Origin of the sequence: Burkholderia sp. LAS2 (genome assembly GCF_018417615.1) — a bacterium.
Lineage (GTDB): Bacteria > Pseudomonadota > Gammaproteobacteria > Burkholderiales > Burkholderiaceae > Burkholderia > Burkholderia sola.
Map to the genome: position 1 here is coordinate 1,056,583 of NZ_CP071053.1, position 20,350 is coordinate 1,076,932.

The window sequence follows — 20,350 nt, forward strand, 5'->3', positions numbered from 1 at the left end:
AGAGCCGGCCGTTTTTTCCCATCGAGTGCGAAATTCGTATGAAACGTCATCTGTTTGCTTTCGTCGCGGCGGCCGCCGTGTCGGTTTCCGCTTTCGCGCAGAGCGCGCCGGTCGACCTCGTCCGCACGGCGGTCGAGGGCACCGTCAACGCGATGAAGGCCGATCCGGCCGCCCGCGGCGGTGACATGGCGAAGATCACGCAGGTGGTCGAGCAACGCTTCCTGCCCGTGACCAACTTCGAGCGCACGACCCGCATCGCGGTCGGCGACGCGTGGAAGCAGGCCACGCCGCAACAGCAGCAGGAGCTGTACAAGCAGTTCCGGTTGCTGATGACGCGCACCTACGCCGCGTCGCTCGCGCAGCTCGGCAACCAGGACGCGAAGTTCTCGTTCAAGCCAGGCGGCGCGTCGGGTGCCGATGCGCTCGTGCAGTCGACGGTCACGACGCCGGGCGACAGCCAGTCGGTCGGCTATCGTCTCGGCAAGGTCGGCAACGACTGGAAGATCTACGACATCGACATGTCGGGCGCGTGGCTGATCCAGGTCTACCAGGGCCAGTTCAAGAGCCAGCTCGCGACGGGTGGGATCGACGGCCTGATCGCGTATCTGCAGAAGCACAATTCGCGGACGAACTGACGGCTGTTGCGCGTAGTTCAGATGCATGGAAGGCGCCTTCGGGCGCCTTTTCTATTCGTAGGTCGGTCGAACGAGGGTGGCTAATGCAAGAGGCTGACTCAGCGAATCACATACGAGGCGAGAAAAAACAGCATCGTAGGGGTAATCAGTTGGCTAACGGGATTTCCTGCGAGTCACGACAATTGCGCCGGCCATTGCGAAAATTAAAATCAATCCGCCCCATGTGACGAAAAATAGATTCGCGATCTCCGGGTCCGTGTCGAAGAGGCTTCCCTTGCCATGCAGAACGAATGCCCCGTACACGTAGAGCGCTCCCCAGCAGAACATTGTCGCGAGCGCTCCACCGACAAGTGCACCTGCTACCACAGTCACGAGTTTCATTTGACGGGAAAAAACAAGATGGTTTTCGAATTTCGGAAATCCGACCAGATGCCCGGTAGGACTATATTCCATGAGATCCGCACGCCTGATCCGAAGCCAGTGAGTTTGCTCCCGTTCCAGAGGTCGACGTGACCGCCGCTCAAGTTGTCCGGTGAGTCGCCATCCTGAAGCCAATAGCCGTCGAAGAATATGATTCCGGTCCGACCGGATATCCTACTCGCCCAATTCTGACCCGTGATGTTCTCCGGAGCCAGTACTCCCGCGATCGGCCGCAGCTTCAACCACTCCGCGAACTCGTATGCGCGAGTCGCGGTCGGTTTGCCGTCGATCAGAAGGCGGCCCAGCGCCGGTTTGCCGGGCATCGGCCGAACCCGCTTCTGCGAAAACGACTTCATTGCGATGCCGACCTTGTGCAGCGTCACGCTTATCCGGATCGCACACTGGTTCTTGTACTGTCCGTTCGGATCATCGTACGGGTTGCCGTGAGCGTAGTTCTTCCACAGCTCGGAAAACGTCACCGACTTCAGCTCGACTTCCTTGTACGAGTTTTGCACGGCGGTTGTCCTGACGACTGTTTTTCCGTTCGGCATTAAGCGTCTCCGTCCGATCTCGCGAGCGCTTCGTCGCCCCAATAGACCGTGTACTCGTCGCTGTCGGTCGTATGGATGCGCGGCAGGCACGCGGTGCTGTCGAGCCTGCCTGAATGAATGCGCCCGTCCGATGTTTCGATGATGTAGGGATAGTCTGGCGACGCGCCGTTTCCGACGGCGCGGACGCATTCGTCGTAGGCACCTGCGGCTAAGCTCGTGACGTTGCCTGCCCGGTTCAGTCCGGAAGTAACGACGCCTGCCGCTTCCGCCTGGTCGTCGCACCATGAATTGCCGGCGAGCAGCGCGACGATGCGCGGTGGTGTCGAGCATCGACATTGAACGATGTCGCCGTCGGCCGCCGTCTCGCCCATGAATTCGATGCGCTTGGGGCCGCCCATCTTGGCGATCCGGCCGGTGCTTTCACACGCTTCGCAGAACGCGAGGCCGCCGATCAGCGCAACCTGATGGCCAGCGTCGCCAAACGTGAATGGCGGCCCTGCGTAGGCGAGAATGTGTCCGCCGGTTTCCAGCGCGTCACCGACAACGGCGATACGGCGCATCATGATTTCGCTCCTCGATCCAGGTCACCGATATCAGCCGGTGATGCCGGGGCCGCATGACGAGTTCACGCGTGTCATGCGAATCACGAGCACGGTGCTCGTTTCGGCAAGCGAAAGAATTCCATCGCCCCAGGGTGAGGTCGATTGGACAAGTATGAAATTTGAAAGTGAATTGCGCGTCGCGCGAGCCATCCGGGTGCGCTTGCCTACCGCCGCCGATGCTCGACCGCGAACTTGATCAGCTCGGCCTGCCCTTCGATCTCCAGCTTGCGTTTCAGGTTGAGCCGGTGCGTCTCGACCGTGCGCACCGACAGCCCCGTCTGTTGCGCGATCTGCTTGCTCGACAGCCCTTCGGCCAGCGCGTCGAGGATGTCGCGCTCGCGCGGCGTCAGCCGGTCCAGCGGCGACGCCGTCGCGCTGGCCTGGATCATCCGCGCGGCCAGCCCTTCGCTGAAGAACGTCTGCCCGGCCAGCACCACGCCGATCGCACGCACGATCTCGCTCGCGGGCGAATCCTTCAGCAGATAGCCGCTCGCGCCGGCGCGCACCGCCTGCGTCACGTACTCGATGTTGTCGTGCATCGACAGCATCAGCACGCGAATACCCGGAAAACGCTCGTGGAACACGCCCGCGAGCGTGATGCCGTTCATCCCGTTCATGCCGACGTCCATCAGCGCGAGATCGGGTTCGAGCGAGGCGGCCAGCGCGAGCGCCTCGTCCGCGTTGCCGGCCTCGCCGACCACCGACAGGTCGGCCGCTTCGAGCCGCATCCGCAAGCCATCGCGCACGAGCGGGTGATCGTCGACGAGCAGCAGTCGGGCGGCGTGCCGGGCGGTATCGGGGGCGCTCATGGGCAAGGTCTCCGGGTAGGGTGTGCGTGCTCAGGCGGCCGCGCGCCGCAGCGGCACGCGCGCGGCCACGACGGTATGGCCGACCTGCGACGTGATCGTCAGCGTGCCGTCGAGCGCGTCGAGGCGCTCGCGCATGTTGCGCAGGCCGATGCCGCGGCGCGCGTCGGCCTGCGAGCGTTCGGCGTCGAAGCCGCAGCCGTTGTCGGCGATGGTCAGCGTGACGGATTGTGCGCCGACGTCGAGCGTGACGGCCGCGCGCGACGCCCGCGCATGATGCACGATGTTGCTCAGCGCTTCCTGCGCGATCCGGAACAGCGCGGTGTTGACGGCTTCGGGCAGCGGCTGCGTGCCGCCGTGCGCGACCTGCGTGTAGCCGATGTCGATGCCGCTTTCCGCGCCCAGCTCGCGCACGAGTTGCTCGAGCGCGGCCGCGAGGCCGAGATCGTCGAGCATCGACGGGCGCAGCGCGTGCGAGATGCGTCGGACTTCGCGCAGCGTGTCGCCGAGCCGCCCGACGCCCGACGCGAGCGCCTGCTCGGCTTCGGGCACGCGCGACGTGCCGCGCTCGAAGCGCGCCAGCGCGGATTCGAGCATCAGCTTCGCGGACACCATCATCTGGCTGATCCCGTCGTGCAGTTCGCGCGACAGCCGCGCACGCTCCTGCTCCTGCGATTCGACGACGCGTTGCGCGAGCAGCTTGAGCTTCGCGTCGGCGCTGCGCGACTCGCTGACGTTCAGTACCAGCGCGCACACGGCGATCGCCGCCGCGCCGGTGAGCGCGATCGCGGTGAGCCAGCTCATCGTGCGCTCGATGTTCGCGGACGCGCGCGCATCGATGCGCTGCAGCGCGGTGTCGACGTCGTCGAGATAGATGCCGGTGCCGACCATCCAGCCCCAGCGCTCGAGCGCGACGACGTAGCCGAGCTTCGGCGCGACGCGGCCCGTCGACGGCCGCTGCCATGCATAGCGCACGTAGCCGCCGCCCTGCGACGCCGCGCCGATCAGCTTCTGGATGGTCAGCGCGCCCTGCGGGTCGCGCATCGACCAGAAGTTGTGACCGACGCGCTCGGGCTCGCGCGGATGCATCAGCGAATTGCCGTGCAGGTCGTAGACGAAGAAATAGCCGTCGGGGCCGAAATCCATCTTCTGCAGCATCGCGAGCGCCTGCGTGCGCAGCAGCGCGTCGTCGCGCGCATTGTGGCCGCTCGCGTCGTAGAGCGGCATGATCGCGCTCGTCGCGAGTTCGACGTAGTGCTTCAGCTCGACTTCCTTGCTCGACAGGTACGCGGCCTGGATCGTCGCGTGCTGCGTGCGCGCGAGCGTCGTCGCCTGCTGGCGCACGCCGAAGCCGATGCCGGCAATCGCGAGCAGGAACGGCACGATGGCCAGAAGGAAGATCTTTGCCTTGAGTCTCATGGTGGTGCGAAGCGGCCGGCCCACGCGGCCGGCCAGGCGCGCAGGCCGGGCGCATCGGCCGCGCGGCCGCGCGGTGGCATATCGAGCCGGTATTGTCGGCGATTTTGCAGGCGGGCGGCGGCCGCCGCCCCGCCGCTGCCCGTGCGTTCAGGCCCGCCGCGATTCGCGAGTGTCGGGCGACGTGGCCGCCTGCACGGCGATGCGGTTGCGCCCGCCTTCCTTCGCCCGATACAGCGCATCGTCGGCCCGCTTCAGCGCGGCCTGGATGTTGTCGTCGTGTTCGGGGTAGCTGGTCGTCACGCCGATGCTCACCGTCAGGCGGCCGACCGTGCCCGCGTCGTGCCGGATGCCGAGATCGAGGATGCCCGTGCGGATGGTTTCGGCGATCGTCACCGCGCCGTCCGTGTCGATATCCGGCAGCACGACGACGAATTCCTCGCCGCCGTAGCGCGCCGCATAGTCGGCCGGGCGGCGCAGGCAGCCGGCGATGCAGTGGCCGACCGCGGCGAGTGCGTCGTCGCCGGCCTGGTGGCCCTGCGTGTCGTTGTAGCGCTTGAAGTCGTCGACGTCGATGAACAGCAGCGACAGCGCATGTTGCGAGCGCGCGGCGCGGCGCCATTCGCGCGCGAGCGTGACGTCGAGCATCCGGCGGTTGTCGAGGCCCGTCAGGCCGTCGGTGCGCGCGAGCGCCTGCAGCTCGGTTTCCGCGCGATGGCGTTTGCGCAACTGCACGTCGAGCAGCAGCGACAGGCCGACGAAGCCGATCGCGAGCGCGACCATCGCGGAGCCGATCGGGATCGCACGGTCGTACCACGCGGCGTAGGTGTCCGCTTCCGAGCGCGCGACCATGACGATGAGCGGCAGGTGCTCGAGGTGCCGGAACACGTACAGGCGCCGCACGCCGTCGATCGTTGCGGTATCGGCGAAGCTGCCTTCGTTGGCGGTCATGAAGTGCCGGAACGTGCTCGCGCGGCTGATGTCGCGGCCGACGATCTTGGGGTCGTACGGCTCGCGCGCGACCATCCTGCCATCCGTGTTGATCAGGGCGACCGAGCCGCGATCGCCGAGCGACAGCCGCGAGAACAGGTTCTGAAAATATTCGAGCCGGATCGACATCACCGCGACGCCGCCGAACGATCCGTCGGGCCGCGTGATTCGCCGGCTGAGCGCGATGCTCGGCGAGCCGCCGCGCAGCCGCGAGTGATACGGGGGGCTGACGTACAGGCCGACGTCGGGACGGTCGCGGTGCACGGTGAAGTACGGTTCGTTGGCGAAGTTGGCCTTGCGCGGCACGTCGCTCATGCCGTCGACCGCGATGTCGCCTTTCGCGTCGAGCACGTAGATGCCGCCGAGGTACTTGGCGGTCGTCGCGCGATCGAACAGCACCTGGCGGCGCAGCGCCATCGGCAGCCGGGTCACCGCCGGGTCGTTCGCGCCTTCGACGACCGCCTGCAGCGACAGCGAATAGATCTCGATGTTGCGTTCGATGTCCCACGACGCCATCAGCGCGAGGTTCTGCTGCATGCTGCGCGAGCGGTCGCGCGCGTCGATCCGGCCTTCGTACAGCACGATCCCGCACAGCAGCAGCAGGATCAGCGCGATCAGCAGCCCCGTATAGAAGATCAGGTGCGGCAGCAGGGACCGGCGCAGATGAGCGGCGACACGGCTCGTCACGCCGGATTCGCTGGGCATTGCGTAGTCGGTTTCTGCCATGGTCCGTGGATCGGGGGCATCGTCGCCGGGCGGCGGGCCGATGCGATTGTTCGTATGACTACCGGTGGCGATCCGGTGCGCGCCCTTCCCGTGCCAGCCTTCCGTTCAGCGGAGAAACCGGGCACCGATTATCGACAATCGCGGCCCGAGAAACCGATAAACCGGGTATTCACAGGTAACGTCTGCTGCAATTCGACCATCTGACGAATCGCGACGCGAATTGAACGGAGTATAACGCGCGTGTTTGTGTGCGCGGAAAATGTTGCAACCTGTTGATCGGGATCAAATTTTCGCGTAATCCCGGGCTTGCAAATATCGGCGAAGCGTTGTCGCGCAAGGCTGTGCGGCAGTGCGGAAAAGGCCGTGCGGCGCACGTCCGCGGGCGCACCGGGATTAACGTCGGGTGAGCACCGCATGCGAAAGCGCGCGATATCTACCGATTATCGGTTTCAACGGCACGGTGCACGCAAATAGGAAAACGGGCAGCCGCGCGGGCTGCCCGTTTCGCAAGGTCGGCGTACGACCGGTGTCCGGCATGCGGGCGAGCCCGCGTGCGCAGGTTCAGGCGCCGTGCTGTTGCGCCTTGAACGCGAGCCGGAACCGATGCAGCAGCGGCTCGGTATAGCCGCTCGGTTGCGACGTGCCTTGCAGCGCGAGCGCGCATGCGGCCTTGAACGCGGTCGACTGGTCGTAGCCGGGCGCCATCGGGCGATAGTTCGGATCGCCCGCGTTCTGCTGGTCGACGACGCGGGCCATGCGCTTGAACACGTCGAGCACGAACGCCTCGGTGATCACGCCGTGGCGCAGCCAGTTCGCGATGTGCTGGCTCGAAATGCGCAGCGTCGCGCGGTCTTCCATCAGGCCGACGTCGTGGATGTCCGGCACCTTCGAGCATCCGACGCCCTGTTCGACCCAGCGCACGACGTAGCCGAGGATGCCCTGCGCGTTGTTCTCGACCTCGCTCAGGATCTCGGCCTCGCTCCACGCGGCGCGCTCGACGACCGGGACCGTCAGCAGCCCTTCGAGCAGCGCGTCGCGCTCGCTCGCGTACGGCGTCTTCTCGAGTTCCTGCTGGACGGCCTGCACGTCGACGAGGTGGTAGTGCAGCGCGTGCAGCGTCGCGGCGGTCGGCGACGGCACCCACGCGGTGTTCGCGCCGGCGCGCGGATGCGCGATCTTCTGCTCGAGCATCGCATGCATCAGGTCCGGCATCGCCCACATGCCCTTGCCGATCTGTGCGCGGCCGCGCAGGCCGGCCGACAGGCCCGCAAGCACGTTGTTGCGCTCGTACGACTGGATCCACGCGGACGATTTCATGTCGCCCTTGCGGATCATCGGGCCCGCTTCCATCGCGGTGTGCATCTCGTCGCCGGTGCGGTCGAGGAAGCCGGTGTTGATGAACGCGACGCGCGCGGCCGCTGCCGCGATGCACGCGGCGAGGTTCACGCTGGTGCGGCGCTCCTCGTCCATGATGCCCATCTTCAGCGTGTTGCGCGGCAGGGTGTACAGATCCTCGATGCGCGCGAACAGCGTGTCGGCGAACGCGACTTCGGCCGGGCCGTGCATCTTCGGCTTCACGATGTAGATCGAGCCCGTGCGCGAGTTGCGCTTGGCCTTCAGGTCGTGCAGCGCGCACAGCGTCGTGACGACGCCGTCGAGAATGCCTTCCGGAATCTCGTTGCCGTCGCGGTCGAGCACCGCGCCGTTGGTCATCAGGTGGCCGACGTTGCGCACGAACAGCAGCGAGCGGCCGTGCAGCGACAGCGTGCCGCCGGCCGGCGTCGTGTACTCGCGATCGGCGTTCAGGCGGCGCGTAAACGTCTTGCCGCCTTTCGCGACTGCCTCGACGAGCGTGCCCTGCATCAGGCCGAGCCAGTTGCGGTAGAGCTGGACCTTGTCGTCGGCGTCGACCGCCGCGACCGAATCCTCGCAGTCGATGATCGTGCTGACCGCGGCTTCGAGCACGACGTCCTTCACGTTCGCGAGATCGGCGCGGCCGATCGGCGTCGACGCGTCGATCTGGATCTCGACGTGCAGGCCGTTGTGCTTCAGCAGGATCGCGGACGGCGCGTCGGCCGCGCCCTGGTAGCCGACGAACTGCGCCGGCTGCGCGAGCGCGACGTTGCCCTTCGCGGTTTCGACCGCGAGCTGGCCGTCCTGCACGCGGTAGCGCAGCGCGTCGCGGTGCGAGCCGCTCGCGAGCGGCGCCGCGTTGTCGAGCACGTTGCGCGCATAGTCGATCACGCGCTGGCCGCGCGTCGGGTTGTAGGCCGCGGTGCGTTCGGCTCCGCCGTCTTCCGGCAGCGCGTCGGTGCCGTACAGCGCGTCGTACAGGCTGCCCCAGCGCGCGTTCGCGGCGTTCAGCGCATAGCGCGCGTTCGACAGCGGCACGACGAGCTGCGGGCCCGCCTGCGTGGCGATCTCGCTGTCGACGTTCGCGGTGGCGGCCGCGACGTTCGACGGGACCGGCACGAGGTAGCCGATCTGTTCGAGGAACGCGCGATACGCGGCGTGGTCGCGTACCGGGCCCGGGTGCGCGCGATGCCACGCGTCGAGTTCCTGCTGCAGGCGGTCGCGTTCGGCGAGCAGCTCGCGGTTGCGCGGCGCGAGGTCGTGCACCAGGGCCGAGAAACCGCTCCAGAACGCGGCCTTGTCGATGCCGGTGCCCGGCAGCGCTTCGTTTTCAATGAACTGGCTCAGCGCTGGCGCGACTTGCAGTCCTGCTTGGTCGATCATCGTGATTCCTCCCGGGGAATTGAAAAACGCGCGCGCGTTGGCTGGCTATGCCACGACGCTTTGTGTACCGGCGCGGGCGATCTGCGCGTCCTGTTCGGACTTTACGCCAGACACACCGATCGCGCCTGCAATCCGGCCGTCGACCGTGACCGGCACGCCGCCTTCGAGCAACCCCGTCAGCGGCGCGCTCAGGAACGCGGTGCGGCCACCGTTGATCATATCCTCATACGCCTTCGTCTCGCGACGGCCGAGCGCCGCCGCGCGCGCCTTGTCCTGCGCGATGGTGCTGCTGGCCGGCGATGCGCCGTCCAGCCGCGCGAACGCGAGCAGGTGGCCGCCATCGTCGACGACGGCGATCGACACGGCCCAGCCGTGGCGTTCCGCCTCCGCGCGGGCCGCGGCGAGCATGCGCTCGGCATCGGCCAGTTCGAGTTCGGGTTTCGTTTGCATGGCGTTCCTCCGGAATAGGCGGTCAGTCGACCAGCCGGTTGTCGACGAGCTCGATCCAGTGGCGCACGGGCGTGCGGCCCGCGCCGTTCAGGTGAGTCTGGCAGCCGACGTTGGCGGTGACAATCAGGTCCGGCTGCGCGGCTTCGAGCGCATCGAGCTTGTTGTCGCGTAATGTCGTCGCGAGTGCGGGCTGCGTCAGCGAATAGGTGCCGGCCGAGCCGCAGCACAGATGGCCGTCGGCGACATTCGTCAGATCGAAGCCGAGCCGCGTCAGGATGCTTTCCACCGCGCCGCCGAGGCGCTGTGCGTGCTGCAGCGTGCACGGGCAGTGAACCGCGACGCGCCGTGGCGTCGCGTCGGCGAGCGCGTCGAGCGGCTCCGCCGCGATCACTTCGGCCAGATCGCGCGCGAGTGCGCCGACGCGCCGTGCCTTCTCCGCATAGACGGGGTCGGAGCGCAGCAGGTCGCCGTATTCCTTCACGAACGCGCCGCAGCCGCTCGCGGTCAGCACGATCGCTTCCGCGCCGGCCTCGATCGCCGGCCACCACGCGTCGATGTTGCGGCGTGCGCGTTGAAGGCCCGCGTCCTGCGCGTTCAGGTGATATTCGGTCGCCCCGCAGCAGCCGGCTTCGCGCGCCGGCGTCACGCTGATGCCGAGCCGGTCGAGCACGCGCGCGGCGGCCGCATTGGTGTTCGGCGACAGCGATGGCTGCACGCAGCCCTCGAGCATCAGCACCCGTCGCGCATGGCGCACGGCCGGGCGCGGCGCGGCCGCGGGCACGGCGGCCGGGATCTTGTCCTGCAGCGTGCCGGGCAGCAGCGGGCGCAGCGCGCGGCCGGCCTTCAGCAGCGCGGCGAACGTCGCCGGGCGCGGCACCACGTGACGCAACCCCGCACGCAGCAGGCGCTCGCGCGTGGGCCGCCGCGCGCGCTTCTCGGCTTCCGCGCGGCCGATGTCGAGCAGCGTGTGATAGCGCACGCCGGACGGGCAGGTCGTTTCGCAGTTGCGGCACGTCAGGCAACGGTCGAGATGTTGTTGCGTGCGTTCGCCGCACGGCTCGCCTTCGAGCAGCTGCTTGATCAGGTAGATGCGGCCGCGCGGCCCGTCGAGCTCGTTGCCGAGCACCTGGTAGGTCGGGCAGGTCGCATTGCAGAAGCCGCAGTGCACGCAGGCGCGCAGGATCGCTTCCGCTTCGTCGGCCCGGGCGAGGGCCTTGCTTGCTTCGCTGAGGTTGGTTTGCATCGGCGGGTCGAAGTCGGGTTCGCGTCAGAAGTCGGCGTAGAGCCGGCCGGGATTGAAAATCGTGTGCGGGTCGAGCTGCGCCTTGAGTTGCCGGTGCACGCGCAGCAGCGCGGGCGGCAGCGGCTGGAACGGCTCCGCTGTCGTGCCCGGCGTGTAGCAGGTCGCGTGGCCGCCGCACTGCGCGGCGAAGCGCTGCACGTCGGCCGGCGCGGCGTCGGTCTTCAGCCAGCGCTGCGCGCCGCCCCAGTCGACGAGCTGCGCGCCCGCGAGCGCGTCGAGCGGCGCGGCGGCCGGCACCGATACGCGCCACAGCGGCCGCGGATCGTCGAAGAACGGCAGCGACAGGTCGCGCAGATGTGCCCAGAACGCGTCGTCGCGGTCGTCCATCCGGTCGCCGCCGATCGTGTCGCGCGCGGCCTTCACCGAGCCGTCGCCGCCTTCGAGCCGCACGCGCAGCACGCCGTCCGCGTGGCACGCGCCCGCGAGCGGCAGCCCCGCGCGACGCCACGCGGCGACGCGTTGCACGGCTTCGCTCGCCGTGAGCGTCAACGCGAGATCGCCGGTCGCGCGCGGCTTCGGCAGCACCTTCAGCGACACTTCGGTCACGACGCCGAGGCAGCCGAAACTGCCGGCGAGCAGCCGCGACACGTCGTAGCCCGCGACGTTCTTCATCACCTCGCCGCCGAAGCGCAGATGCTTCGCGTGGCCGGTGATCACGCGGCAGCCGAGCACGAAGTCGCGCACCGCGCCGGCCCACGGGCGGCGCGGGCCCGACAGCGCCGCCGCGAACATGCCGCCGACCGTCGCCGCGCCGCCGAACGACGGCGGCTCGCATGGCAGCATCTGGCCGGCCGCGTCGAGCATCGCATCGAGATCGGCGAGCGGCGTGCCCGCGCGCGCGGTGATGACGAGTTCGGTCGGGTCGTACGACACGACGCCGCGATGCGTGCGCACGTCGAGCGTGCGGCCTTCGACCGGCCGGCAGACGAACGCCTTCGTGCCGGCGCCGCGGATGTGCAGCGGCTGGCGAGCGTGGATCGCCGCGTCGACCTGCGCGACGAGCGCCGCGCTGTCGTCGATGGACTCGATGGATTCGATGTCGCGTCGCATCAGAAGCGCTCCAGTTCGGGAAACGGCAGCTTGCCGTGATGGACGTGCATCGCGCCGAATTCGGCGCAGCGGTGCAGCGTCGGGATGTTCTTGCCGGGATTGAGCAGGCGCTGCGGATCGAACGCGGCCTTCACCGCGTGGAAGAACGTGATTTCATCGGCGTTGAACTGCACGCACATCTGGTTGATCTTTTCGCGCCCGACGCCGTGTTCGCCGGTAATGCTGCCGCCCACGGCGACGCACAGCGCGAGGATCTTGCCGCCGAGCGCTTCCGCGCGGTCGAGCTCGCCCTGCCGGTTCGCATCGAAGGTGCGCAAGGTGATCGGCAAGGACATCCCGATCCTGATCACCGGCGAGACCGGCACCGGCAAGGAACTGCTCGCGCAGGCGATCCACAACGACTCGCCGCGGCGCGACGCGCCGTTCGTCGCGGTCAACTGCGCGTCGATTCCGGAGACGCTGATCGAGTCCGAGCTGTTCGGCTACGAGGAGGGCGCATTTACCGGCGCGCGCCGCAAGGGGGCGATCGGCAAGCTGCTGCAGGCGAACGGCGGCACGCTGTTCCTCGACGAGATCGGCGACATGCCGTATCCGCTGCAGGTGCGGCTGCTGCGCGTGCTGCAGGAGCGCCTCGTGAACCCGCTCGGGTCGACGAAGACGATTGCCGTGGACATCGCGATCATCTGCGCGACGCACCGCGACTTGCGCGAGATGATCGCGCAGAACCGTTTCCGCGAGGATCTCTACTACCGGCTGAACGGCCTCGTGGTGCGCCTGCCGCCGTTGCGCGACCGCACGGATCTCGCGGTCGTCGTGCAGAAGATGCTGCAACGCGAGGCGTTCGCGGGGCCGGGCGGGCCGCCGCTGTCCGTCGCGCCGGACGTCATGGAGTTGTTCGTGCGCTGCACGTGGCCGGGTAACTTCCGCCAGCTCGGCAACCTGCTGCGTACGGCGGCGGCCATGGTCGACGACGATGGCGAAATCCGGCGCGAGCACCTGCCGGACGACTTCTTCGATGACCTGCGGCGCGGCGATGCCGTGCAGACCGGGCAGGCCGTGCCGGCCACGCCCGATTCGCCCGCCGCGGCGAGCACCGCGGCCGGGCCGGGCGCCGCGGACGCGTTGCCTTCCGTCGATGCGCGCCTGCAGGACGTCGCCGCGTCCGCGATCGCCGCCGCGCTGGCCCGTCACGGCGGCAACGTGTCCGCCGCGGCGCGCGCGCTCGGCGTCTCGCGCAACACGATCTACCGGAAGATGCCCGCCGCCGACGCGGGGCGCCAGCCGTCCGACGAAAGCTGACGCGCCGTGGCGCGGGGGGGGGCCCCGCCGCGCCCGCGGGGCCCACGAGCGTGGCGCGGTCGACGGTCGCCAACGGGCCGTCGATCCGTTCGTCGTAGATGAAACTCATCGTGTGTCTCCGTCTCCACCAGGCAGTTGGCCGCGCGATGCGCGACACGCCGGATGGACGGCATTCTTGGCGGGACGCGCGGGCCTGTCCAGCCGTCTTGACAGTGGTCGTACCAGTTTTTGGAAAGGCATCGATCCTGGTTTCCTGAATGATCGATAAAACCCAATCGAGACAAGGCTTTGTGCGAAAATCGACGGCATCCGTCAAAAGTGGTCATACCAGTATGGAAATGCAGGATCGGGAGCGGCCGGCGCGGCGCGTGGCCGACGTCGTCGCCGAGCGGATCGAGCAGTTGATCGTCGACGGCGTGCTGAAGGCCGGGCAGGCGTTGCCGTCGGAGCGGCGGCTGACCGAGAAGCTCGGCGTATCGCGCACGGCCGTGCGCGAAGGCATGAAGCTGCTGCACGCGCGCGGGATCATCGACACGGCGCACGGCAAGGGTTCGTTCGTCGCGAGCCTGACCCCGCAGCGCGCGATCACGCCGATGATGCATCTGCTCGGCTCGCAGCCGCGCACGCTGTACGACCTGTTCGAGGTGCGCGGGATGCTCGAGGCCGAGGCCGCCCGGCTCGCGGCGCTGCGCGGTACGCCGGCCGATTTCATCCTGATCCGGCGCCGCTACGAGGAAATGACGGCGGCCGACGCGCAGGATCTCGATCCCGCTGCGCGTGCGAAGCTCGACCACGCGTTTCATCTGGCGATCTGCGAGGCATCGCACAACCCGGTGCTCGTCAACACGCTGCAGTCGCTGACCGACCTGCTGCTCAGCTCGGTGTTCGCGTCGGTGAACAACCTCTATCACCGCGAACCGCTGAAGAAGCAGATCGACCGCCAGCATGCGCGGCTCTACAACGCGGTCACCGGCCGGCTGCCCGACCAGGCACGCAAGGCCGCGAGCGAACATATCCGTCAGTGCGTCGACTATCTGCGCGAGATCGAGCAGGAGGAACAGCGGCTCGTGCGTTCGACGTTGCGGCTCGAAGGGTGGACATGAGCGGGCGGGCTTGGCCGACGCGGTAACCGCTAGAATTGCGGTTTTAGCCCGGAACACGTCCATGTCTTTTGCCTCGCTTGGCCTGATCGAGCCGTTGCTGCGTAATCTGCAGGGCCTCAATTACCAGACACCCACGCCGGTGCAGGCCAAGGCGATTCCCGTCGTGCTCGGCGGCAAGGACGTCATGGCCGCCGCACAGACCGGCACCGGCAAGACGGCCGGCTTTGCGCTGCCGCTGTTGCAACGGCTCGTCCAACACGGCCCGGCGGTGTCCAGCAACCGTGCGCGCGTGCTGGTGCTGGTGCCCACGCGCGAACTGGCCGAGCAAGTGCTGCAAAGCTTCGTCGAGTACGGGAAGGGGCTCGATCTGCGCTTTCTGGCCGCGTACGGCGGGGTGAGCATCAATCCTCAGATGATGAAGCTGCGCAAGGGTGTCGACGTGCTCGTCGCGACGCCCGGCCGCTTGCTCGACCTCAATCGGCAGAACGCCGTGCAGTTCGATCAGGTCCAGACGCTGGTGCTCGATGAAGCCGACCGCATGCTCGATCTCGGCTTCGCGCGCGAACTCGACGCGGTGTTTGCCGCGTTGCCCGCCAAGCGCCAGACGCTGCTGTTCTCCGCGACGTTCTCCGACGAAATCCGCACGCTGGCGGCCGGCATTCTGCGCAGCCCGGTCGACATCAGCGTCAGCCCGCCCAACGCCACGGCCAGCAAGATCAAGCAGTGGGTCGTACCGGTCGACAAGCGGAACAAGCCCGACCTCTTCATGCATCTGGTGGCCCAGAACAAGTGGGAGCACGCGCTGGTGTTCGTCAAGACCCGCAATGGTGTCGACTATCTGGCGGTGATGCTGGAGAAAGCCGGCTATGCGGTCGATACGATCCACGGCGACAAGCCGCAACCCGCACGTTTGCGCGCGCTGGAGCGCTTCAAGACGGGTGAGGTGCAGATGCTGGTCGCCACCGATGTGGCGGCGCGCGGGCTCGATATCGACGATCTGCCGCTGGTGATCAACGTCGATCTGCCGATCGTCGCGCAAGACTACGTGCACCGTATCGGCCGGACCGGCCGCGCGGGCGCCAGCGGCGTCGCGGTGTCGCTCGTGTGCGCGGATGAAGCGCCACAACTGGCCGCGATCGAAGCGCTGATCCGGCAGACGCTGCGCCGGGAGGAAGAGCCCGGTTTCGAAGCCGAACACCGCGTGCCGGAAACCAGCGCGACGGGCCAGATCATCAAGAAACCCAAAAAGCCGAAGAAACCGAAGGTGCCGCAAGCTGGGCCGGTGGCCAAGCAGACGCCGGGCAAGAAGCCGCATACGCAAGGTGGCGAAGGCAAGCGCAAGCCTGGGGTGCAGCACGCGGCGGCCAATGGTGCCGGTCAAGGCCCGGACTACACCATCGGCAGCCCGTTCAGCGTGCACAAGCCGCGCAGCAAACCGGCCGGCAAACCGGCCGGCAAACCGGCGCCGGGGAAGGCTGCCGGTAAATCTGCTGGTGGTCGCGGCAAACCTGGCAAACCGTCCAGGTAGCCTGAATCCTTCCCTTTCAAAGTGCCCGATACGATCGAACCGTCCGATGCAGTGAACGCATAGGGGTGGTTCGGAACAGCGCTGCCGGTTTTCTCGTGAGCGACCTGAAACCGCGCGCGATAGCGGCTTCGCCGCGTGACCCATGATGTGCGATGACTGAAGTGAGAGATGGAATGACGACGACATTCGACGAGGCGACAACGGCGGCGATCGCCGCGTTTGCCCAACTGGATTTCTACACGGCTGTGCAAGCGATGCGCGCCGAGGCCGATTACGACCACGAACGAGACCAGTGGATCTCGCGCTATATCGACGAGCAGGGCGGCGGCGTGGACGATGCGGAATACGACGCACTGCACGCGCGGGCACAGGCCACGCCGGAATACGCGGCGTTCATCGATGGGGTGCGGCGGGAAATTATGGCGTACTTCGGCGTGACCGACGAGCAACTGGACTGGATGATCGTGCTGCGCGACGACGACAGCGATGAACTGTGGGCGGAGGTCAACCGGCAGCGGAGCGCGTTGGGAACCGGGGAAGTGCGCGGGGATCTTTGACCGGGCGCGTCGTTCGTCGGTACGTTGGTGCGCGATTTGAAGGTCGGCTTCGCACCACGTATCGGACGCTCGACCATCGATCAATCTTCTCGCGCCAGTCGTAGCAAGATATCGGCGAGGGCCCGAATTTTCGGTTGTGCCGCCCGTTGGGGCGGATAGACGAGGAAGTAGGAAAGGCCGTCTTCAACCACTTCCTCAAACGGGGTCACCAGCGATCCGGCACGGAGTCGGTCTCTCGCCATTCGCGGGTCGCCGATTGCAATGCCGTGTCCTTCCATCGACGCCGCGAGCGTCAATTCGAGGGTATCGAATACGAGCCCGCGTCCCGCATCGGTCTGGCGTGCCCCCACGTGATCGAGCCAGCATCTCCACTCTGCGTGGCTGGGCCCGGGATGGAGCAAATCGACCTGCGCAAGGTCGGCAACGGATCGCAGCGATGTCGCCAACGCGGGCGCGCACATCGGTGTGAGCCGCTCGGAAAAGAGCGGTACTGCTTCCATACCGGTCCACTGTCCCGTGCCGCGCACGACGATGGCGTCGACGTCGGACGTCGTGAAATCCGGCGTGTCGTCCGCGGAGGTCGAAATACGCAGCTCCGTGCCGCTCATCGCGCGATGAATGTCCGGCAGCCGCGGGAGCAACCAGCGAACGGCGAACGTGGACGGCAACTTCAACGTGAGCACCGAGGTCGCCCGTGCATGGGAATCCGCATGCTGAACCAGTTGCGTGAGCACGTTGACCGCGACCGTCAGCAGTGCATTGCCTTCCGGCGTCAACGTCAGCCCCGAGACATGGCGCACGAAGAGTGCGCATCGATAATGCGTTTCCAACTGCTGTATCTGGCGGCTCACCGCGCCTTGCGTGCGGCATAGATGATCCGCGGCCTTGCTGACGCTGCCCAGTTGCGCCGCGGCGACGAACGACTGAATTGCCGCCAGCGGCGGGAGCGGCCGCGTCAGGTCGGCCAGCGGATATGCATGCGCCGCATACCCGGGATGCAAATTTTTCGATTGTTCGGTCATCGGTGCGTCGCTATCGTGCGTCTACCGGATGCCCTGTTCTGGCGAATGAACGGGTTGTCGACGAACGATCGGAGGATAATTTTGGGCTCAACGTCGGAATCACTCTACACGGAACAGGTTCGCGCTTACCTGCGGGAACTGGAGCGCGGCGATGTCGGCGCCATCTGCGCGCTATTCACGCCGGACGCGCGGATTTTCTCGCCATTTCTCGGCTGGATGCACCCCGGGCCCTTCTTTTCGAAGGTCGCCGCCGTATCCGGAGAAAGCAAGATTACACCGATCGATATCTGCGTCAGCACGACCGGCGCTCGACGTGCGACAGGTTACTTCATCTACGACTGGGCGCTGAACGACGGTTCGGTGGCGCACTTCGAGTGCGTCGACGTGTTCGAGTTCGACACTGCGGGGCTCATCGAACGGATGATCATCGTCTACGACACCCATCCGATTCGCAGTACGGTCGGCGACAAGTACGCGTAGTCGAATCGGTGTCGCTCGATGCCGAAGGCTGGCGTGTGCGGACGGCAGTTCCGCACGACGCCAAACTTCCGCGGACGCTGTCTCCCAGGTTTTGTCAGCAGGTCGAAATATGTCTCGACGACCGATGTCGATCGAAGTCGTACCCATCTGCGAAGCGCGTCGAAATCCCGGCAAGCTACGCGTCTGTGTCGCGGTGCGCTCTGTCGAAATTCTGCCTCGCTTCCCGGAAGCGGTCCGCATTCTCGACGATCCAGGTCCACAGCGGAACCATCCTGACGAGCAGGTCCATGCCCGTGTCGGACAACTCGTATTCGACTCTAGGCGGTACTTCTTCGAAATCGTGACGGAGCACCAGGCCGTCACGCTCGAGCTGCCGTAACGTGCGCGTCAACATGCGCTGAGTCACCCCGTGCATGCGCCTGCCGATTTCCGCATGGCGCAGTCTGCCGTACACGCCGAGCGTGTGGACGACACCGAGCGACCAACGGCTTCCGGCATGGGCGAGCACCTCCCGCCGCAACCCGTCATCATCGTCTCGCAGGCCGTCACACACGGTCTGCGAATATCGGAGAAGTTCGTCTCGATCCAACTATCCGGCTCCCAGTATCACGCGTGTACCTTCTTTCATACATGTCCGTGCATCGCTAGACTGCGTGCAACACATTCCTCAGCAGGCTGGACGATGAACCCAACAGACCCTCACGCGACTTCTCGGAACATCCTCGTGCTCGGTGCCGGCGAACTCGGCCTCCCGGTACTCCGCAATCTTGCACGTAGAGCGAAGGACGTCGCCGGCGCGAAGGTCAGCGTGCTGCTGCGCGCGAGTGCCCTCGAGTCCAGCGCACCCGCCAAGCGGCATGATATCGCGGAGATTCGCGCGCTTGGAATCGAGATCGTCGTAGGCGATTTCGTGAAGCATTCCATCGATGAACTCGCCGCCCTGTTCGCGCGATATGACACGGTAATCGGTTGCGCGGGCATTACAGCCGGCATCGACACGCCGATGAAGTTGGCGCGGGCTGCGTTGCAGGCGCGCATCCCGAGGTACTTCCCCTGGCAGTTCGGCGTCGATTTCGACGTGATCGGTCGCGGTAGTCCGCAGGACATCTTCGACGCCCAGCTGGACGTGCGCGAATTGCTGCGTAGTCAGCACGAGACCGAGTGGGTCGTCATCTCGACCGGCATGTTCACGAGCTATCTATTCGAGCCGGACTTCGGCGTAGTCGACCTGAAAAACGACGCAGTCCACGCGCTGGGTAGCCTCGACACCGCCGTGACGCTGACGACGCCCGACGATATCGGCGCGCTGACTGCCGCGATCGTGTTCGCCGAACCCCGTATCCGGAACGAGATCGTGTATCTGGCCGGCGACACCGTGACTTACGGGGAGGTCGCCGACAAGCTGGAAGCGGGCCTCGGCCGTCCCTTCAGCCGTTCGGTATGGAGTGAGCAGTATTTGCTCGACGAGCTGGCGCGCGATCCGAACAACATGATGCGCAAGTACCGTGCGGCATTTGCTCAAGGGCGGGGCGTCGCATGGGACAAGAGCGGGACGTTCAATCAACGCCACGCCATCCCGGTCACCGACGTGGCGTCGTGGATCCATGCCAACCTCGCTTCGGGTCGCGGCGAGTAATCGCAAGCCCGACCATCCGGATAAACGGCATCGACGACAGGCGATCGTCGACAGCGTTGAAGCCGGGATGGCGGATCAGGCTCACCAACCGACATCCGCCCAACCCGCAAGGCATGAAAAAAGCCCGCCGAAGCGGGCAACCTCACGATGCGGAGGGGGAGATGCGAAAACGCAACCGGCGCGCGTTCAGCCTTTCGTCGCGCCGAACGTGAGCCCCGCGACGAAATGCTTCTGCATCGCGAAGAACATCGCGACCGACGGCAGCGCGGCGAGGATCGACCCGGCCGATACCAGATTCCATGACGTCGTCCATTGCCCCTTCAACGCCGCGACACCCGCCGTGATCGGCGCGGCCTCGTCGCCTTGCGTGAGGCACAGCGCCCAGAAGTAATCGTTCCACACGAACGTGAACACGAGAATCGCGAGCGCGGCCAGCGCCGGCCGGATCAGCGGCAGCACGATGCGCCAGAACACCGTCCATTCGCCCGCGCCTTCGATGCGCGCCGCCTCGATCAGTTCGAACGGCAGCTGCTTGATGAAGTTGCGCAGGAACAGCGTGCAGAACCCCGTCTGAAACGCGACGTGAAACAGGATCAGCGCTTCGACGGTATTGAACACGCCGAGGCGCAGCGACAGGTCGCGTACCGGAATCATCAGCACCTGCACCGGCACGAAGTTGCCGGCGACGAACGTGCCGAACAGCGCGGTATTGCCGCGAAACCGGTACGTCGCGAGCGCGAAGCCGGCCATCGCCGCGAGCGCGATCGAGCCGACGACCGACGGCACCGTGATCTGCACGCTGTTCCAGAAGTAGTGCAGCATCGGCGACGTGGTCAGCGCGTCGCGATAGTTCTCGATCATCGAGAAATGCCGCGGCCAGCCCCAGTAATGGCCTTCGACGAGTTCCTCGGTCGAGCGCACCGACGTGACGAACACGGCGATCATCGGCAGCAGCCAGATCACGAGCGCGACGGGCAGCGACAGCTTGTACAGCCGGCGCGATACCGGCTTCCAGTGGGCAACGGGTGTCGGAAACATGA

The 20,350-nt window shown here is 66.6% G+C and carries 19 protein-coding genes and 1 pseudogene; 7 read left to right on the top strand and 13 right to left on the bottom strand.

The window, feature by feature from the left end; genetic code table 11:
• The first annotated feature begins 38 nt into the window (after positions 1 to 38).
• Positions 39 to 635: an MlaC/ttg2D family ABC transporter substrate-binding protein gene (locus JYG37_RS25135; RefSeq protein WP_050013460.1), complete on the top strand. Its 597-nt coding sequence runs from the start codon at positions 39 to 41 to the stop codon at positions 633 to 635.
• A gap of 377 nt (positions 636 to 1,012) precedes the next feature.
• On the opposite strand, the gene JYG37_RS25140 is transcribed toward JYG37_RS25135, so the two are convergent.
• The 10 genes from JYG37_RS25140 to JYG37_RS25185 all read right to left on the bottom strand — a co-directional run bounded on the left by JYG37_RS25140 (position 1,013) and on the right by JYG37_RS25185 (position 12,020).
• Positions 1,013 to 1,606 carry a type VI secretion system amidase effector protein Tae4 gene (locus tag JYG37_RS25140; protein WP_050013459.1) on the bottom strand — a complete coding sequence of 198 codons (594 nt, stop codon included), beginning with the start codon at positions 1,604 to 1,606 and terminating at the stop codon, positions 1,013 to 1,015.
• A complete protein-coding gene (locus tag JYG37_RS25145; protein ID WP_089489930.1) occupies positions 1,606 to 2,169 on the bottom strand; it encodes a PAAR domain-containing protein in 564 nt (187 codons plus the stop codon). The genes JYG37_RS25140 and JYG37_RS25145 overlap by 1 nt, the downstream gene beginning before the upstream one ends.
• A gap of 203 nt (positions 2,170 to 2,372) precedes the next feature.
• Positions 2,373 to 3,017 (bottom strand): response regulator, encoded by a 645-nt coding sequence (locus tag JYG37_RS25150; RefSeq protein WP_050013457.1) that lies wholly within the window; start codon positions 3,015 to 3,017, stop codon positions 2,373 to 2,375.
• A gap of 30 nt (positions 3,018 to 3,047) precedes the next feature.
• Positions 3,048 to 4,433, bottom strand: coding sequence for a cache domain-containing protein (locus JYG37_RS25155; protein ID WP_050013456.1), 1,386 nt, complete (start codon positions 4,431 to 4,433; stop codon positions 3,048 to 3,050).
• A gap of 147 nt (positions 4,434 to 4,580) precedes the next feature.
• The gene (locus JYG37_RS25160; protein ID WP_050013455.1) at positions 4,581 to 6,146 is read right to left on the bottom strand and encodes a sensor domain-containing diguanylate cyclase; all 1,566 of its coding nucleotides are present in this window, start codon (positions 6,144 to 6,146) and stop codon (positions 4,581 to 4,583) included.
• Positions 6,147 to 6,707: 561 nt separating this feature from the next.
• On the bottom strand, positions 6,708 to 8,882 hold the full coding sequence (locus tag JYG37_RS25165) for a malate synthase G (RefSeq protein ID WP_050013454.1): 2,175 nt from the start codon (positions 8,880 to 8,882) through the stop codon (positions 6,708 to 6,710).
• Positions 8,883 to 8,927: 45 nt separating this feature from the next.
• Entirely contained in the window at positions 8,928 to 9,332 is a 405-nt protein-coding gene (locus tag JYG37_RS25170) for a GlcG/HbpS family heme-binding protein (RefSeq protein WP_050013453.1), read from the bottom strand.
• Positions 9,333 to 9,354: 22 nt separating this feature from the next.
• Complete coding sequence (glcF, locus tag JYG37_RS25175; protein WP_050013452.1) at positions 9,355 to 10,575, bottom strand: glycolate oxidase subunit GlcF; 1,221 nt, start codon at positions 10,573 to 10,575, stop codon at positions 9,355 to 9,357.
• 24 nt (positions 10,576 to 10,599) lie between these two features.
• The gene (gene glcE / locus JYG37_RS25180) at positions 10,600 to 11,685 is read right to left on the bottom strand and encodes a glycolate oxidase subunit GlcE (RefSeq protein ID WP_213346137.1); all 1,086 of its coding nucleotides are present in this window, start codon (positions 11,683 to 11,685) and stop codon (positions 10,600 to 10,602) included.
• Positions 11,685 to 12,020 (bottom strand): FAD-linked oxidase C-terminal domain-containing protein, encoded by a 336-nt coding sequence (locus JYG37_RS25185; protein ID WP_502776027.1) that lies wholly within the window; start codon positions 12,018 to 12,020, stop codon positions 11,685 to 11,687. Before JYG37_RS25185 ends, glcE begins: the two co-directional genes overlap by 1 nt.
• On the opposite strand from JYG37_RS25185, the pseudogene JYG37_RS25190 reads away from it, so the two are divergent.
• The 4 genes and pseudogenes from JYG37_RS25190 to JYG37_RS25205 all read left to right on the top strand — a co-directional run.
• Positions 11,989 to 12,984, top strand: a pseudogene (locus JYG37_RS25190) (sigma-54-dependent Fis family transcriptional regulator); the annotation flags it as partial. The gene JYG37_RS25185 and the pseudogene JYG37_RS25190 sit on opposite strands and share 32 nt — an antisense overlap.
• A gap of 332 nt (positions 12,985 to 13,316) precedes the next feature.
• Positions 13,317 to 14,087, top strand: coding sequence for a transcriptional regulator GlcC (gene glcC / locus JYG37_RS25195; protein ID WP_174432547.1), 771 nt, complete (start codon positions 13,317 to 13,319; stop codon positions 14,085 to 14,087).
• 61 nt (positions 14,088 to 14,148) lie between these two features.
• The gene (locus JYG37_RS25200) at positions 14,149 to 15,615 is read left to right on the top strand and encodes a DEAD/DEAH box helicase (protein WP_124631373.1); all 1,467 of its coding nucleotides are present in this window, start codon (positions 14,149 to 14,151) and stop codon (positions 15,613 to 15,615) included.
• A gap of 173 nt (positions 15,616 to 15,788) precedes the next feature.
• Complete coding sequence (locus JYG37_RS25205; protein ID WP_050013447.1) at positions 15,789 to 16,172, top strand: hypothetical protein; 384 nt, start codon at positions 15,789 to 15,791, stop codon at positions 16,170 to 16,172.
• A gap of 80 nt (positions 16,173 to 16,252) precedes the next feature.
• Here the strand turns inward: JYG37_RS25205 and JYG37_RS25210 are convergent, their stop codons facing one another.
• Positions 16,253 to 17,194, bottom strand: coding sequence for a LysR substrate-binding domain-containing protein (locus JYG37_RS25210; RefSeq protein WP_213346138.1), 942 nt, complete (start codon positions 17,192 to 17,194; stop codon positions 16,253 to 16,255).
• Positions 17,195 to 17,275: 81 nt separating this feature from the next.
• Between JYG37_RS25210 and JYG37_RS25215 the strand changes: the two genes are divergently transcribed.
• On the top strand, positions 17,276 to 17,674 hold the full coding sequence (locus JYG37_RS25215) for a nuclear transport factor 2 family protein (protein ID WP_080334230.1): 399 nt from the start codon (positions 17,276 to 17,278) through the stop codon (positions 17,672 to 17,674).
• Between the two features lie 175 nt (positions 17,675 to 17,849).
• On the opposite strand, the gene JYG37_RS25220 is transcribed toward JYG37_RS25215, so the two are convergent.
• Positions 17,850 to 18,263, bottom strand: coding sequence for a winged helix-turn-helix transcriptional regulator (locus JYG37_RS25220; RefSeq protein ID WP_050013445.1), 414 nt, complete (start codon positions 18,261 to 18,263; stop codon positions 17,850 to 17,852).
• Positions 18,264 to 18,356: 93 nt separating this feature from the next.
• Here JYG37_RS25220 and JYG37_RS25225 point away from each other — a divergent pair, with 93 nt between their 5' ends.
• Positions 18,357 to 19,310, top strand: a complete 954-nt coding sequence (locus JYG37_RS25225; protein ID WP_089489925.1) for an aromatic alcohol reductase — start codon at positions 18,357 to 18,359, stop codon at positions 19,308 to 19,310.
• 186 nt (positions 19,311 to 19,496) lie between these two features.
• On the opposite strand, the gene JYG37_RS25230 is transcribed toward JYG37_RS25225, so the two are convergent.
• Positions 19,497 to 20,348, bottom strand: coding sequence for a carbohydrate ABC transporter permease (locus JYG37_RS25230; protein ID WP_050013443.1), 852 nt, complete (start codon positions 20,346 to 20,348; stop codon positions 19,497 to 19,499).
• Between the last annotated feature and the right edge of the window lie 2 nt (positions 20,349 to 20,350).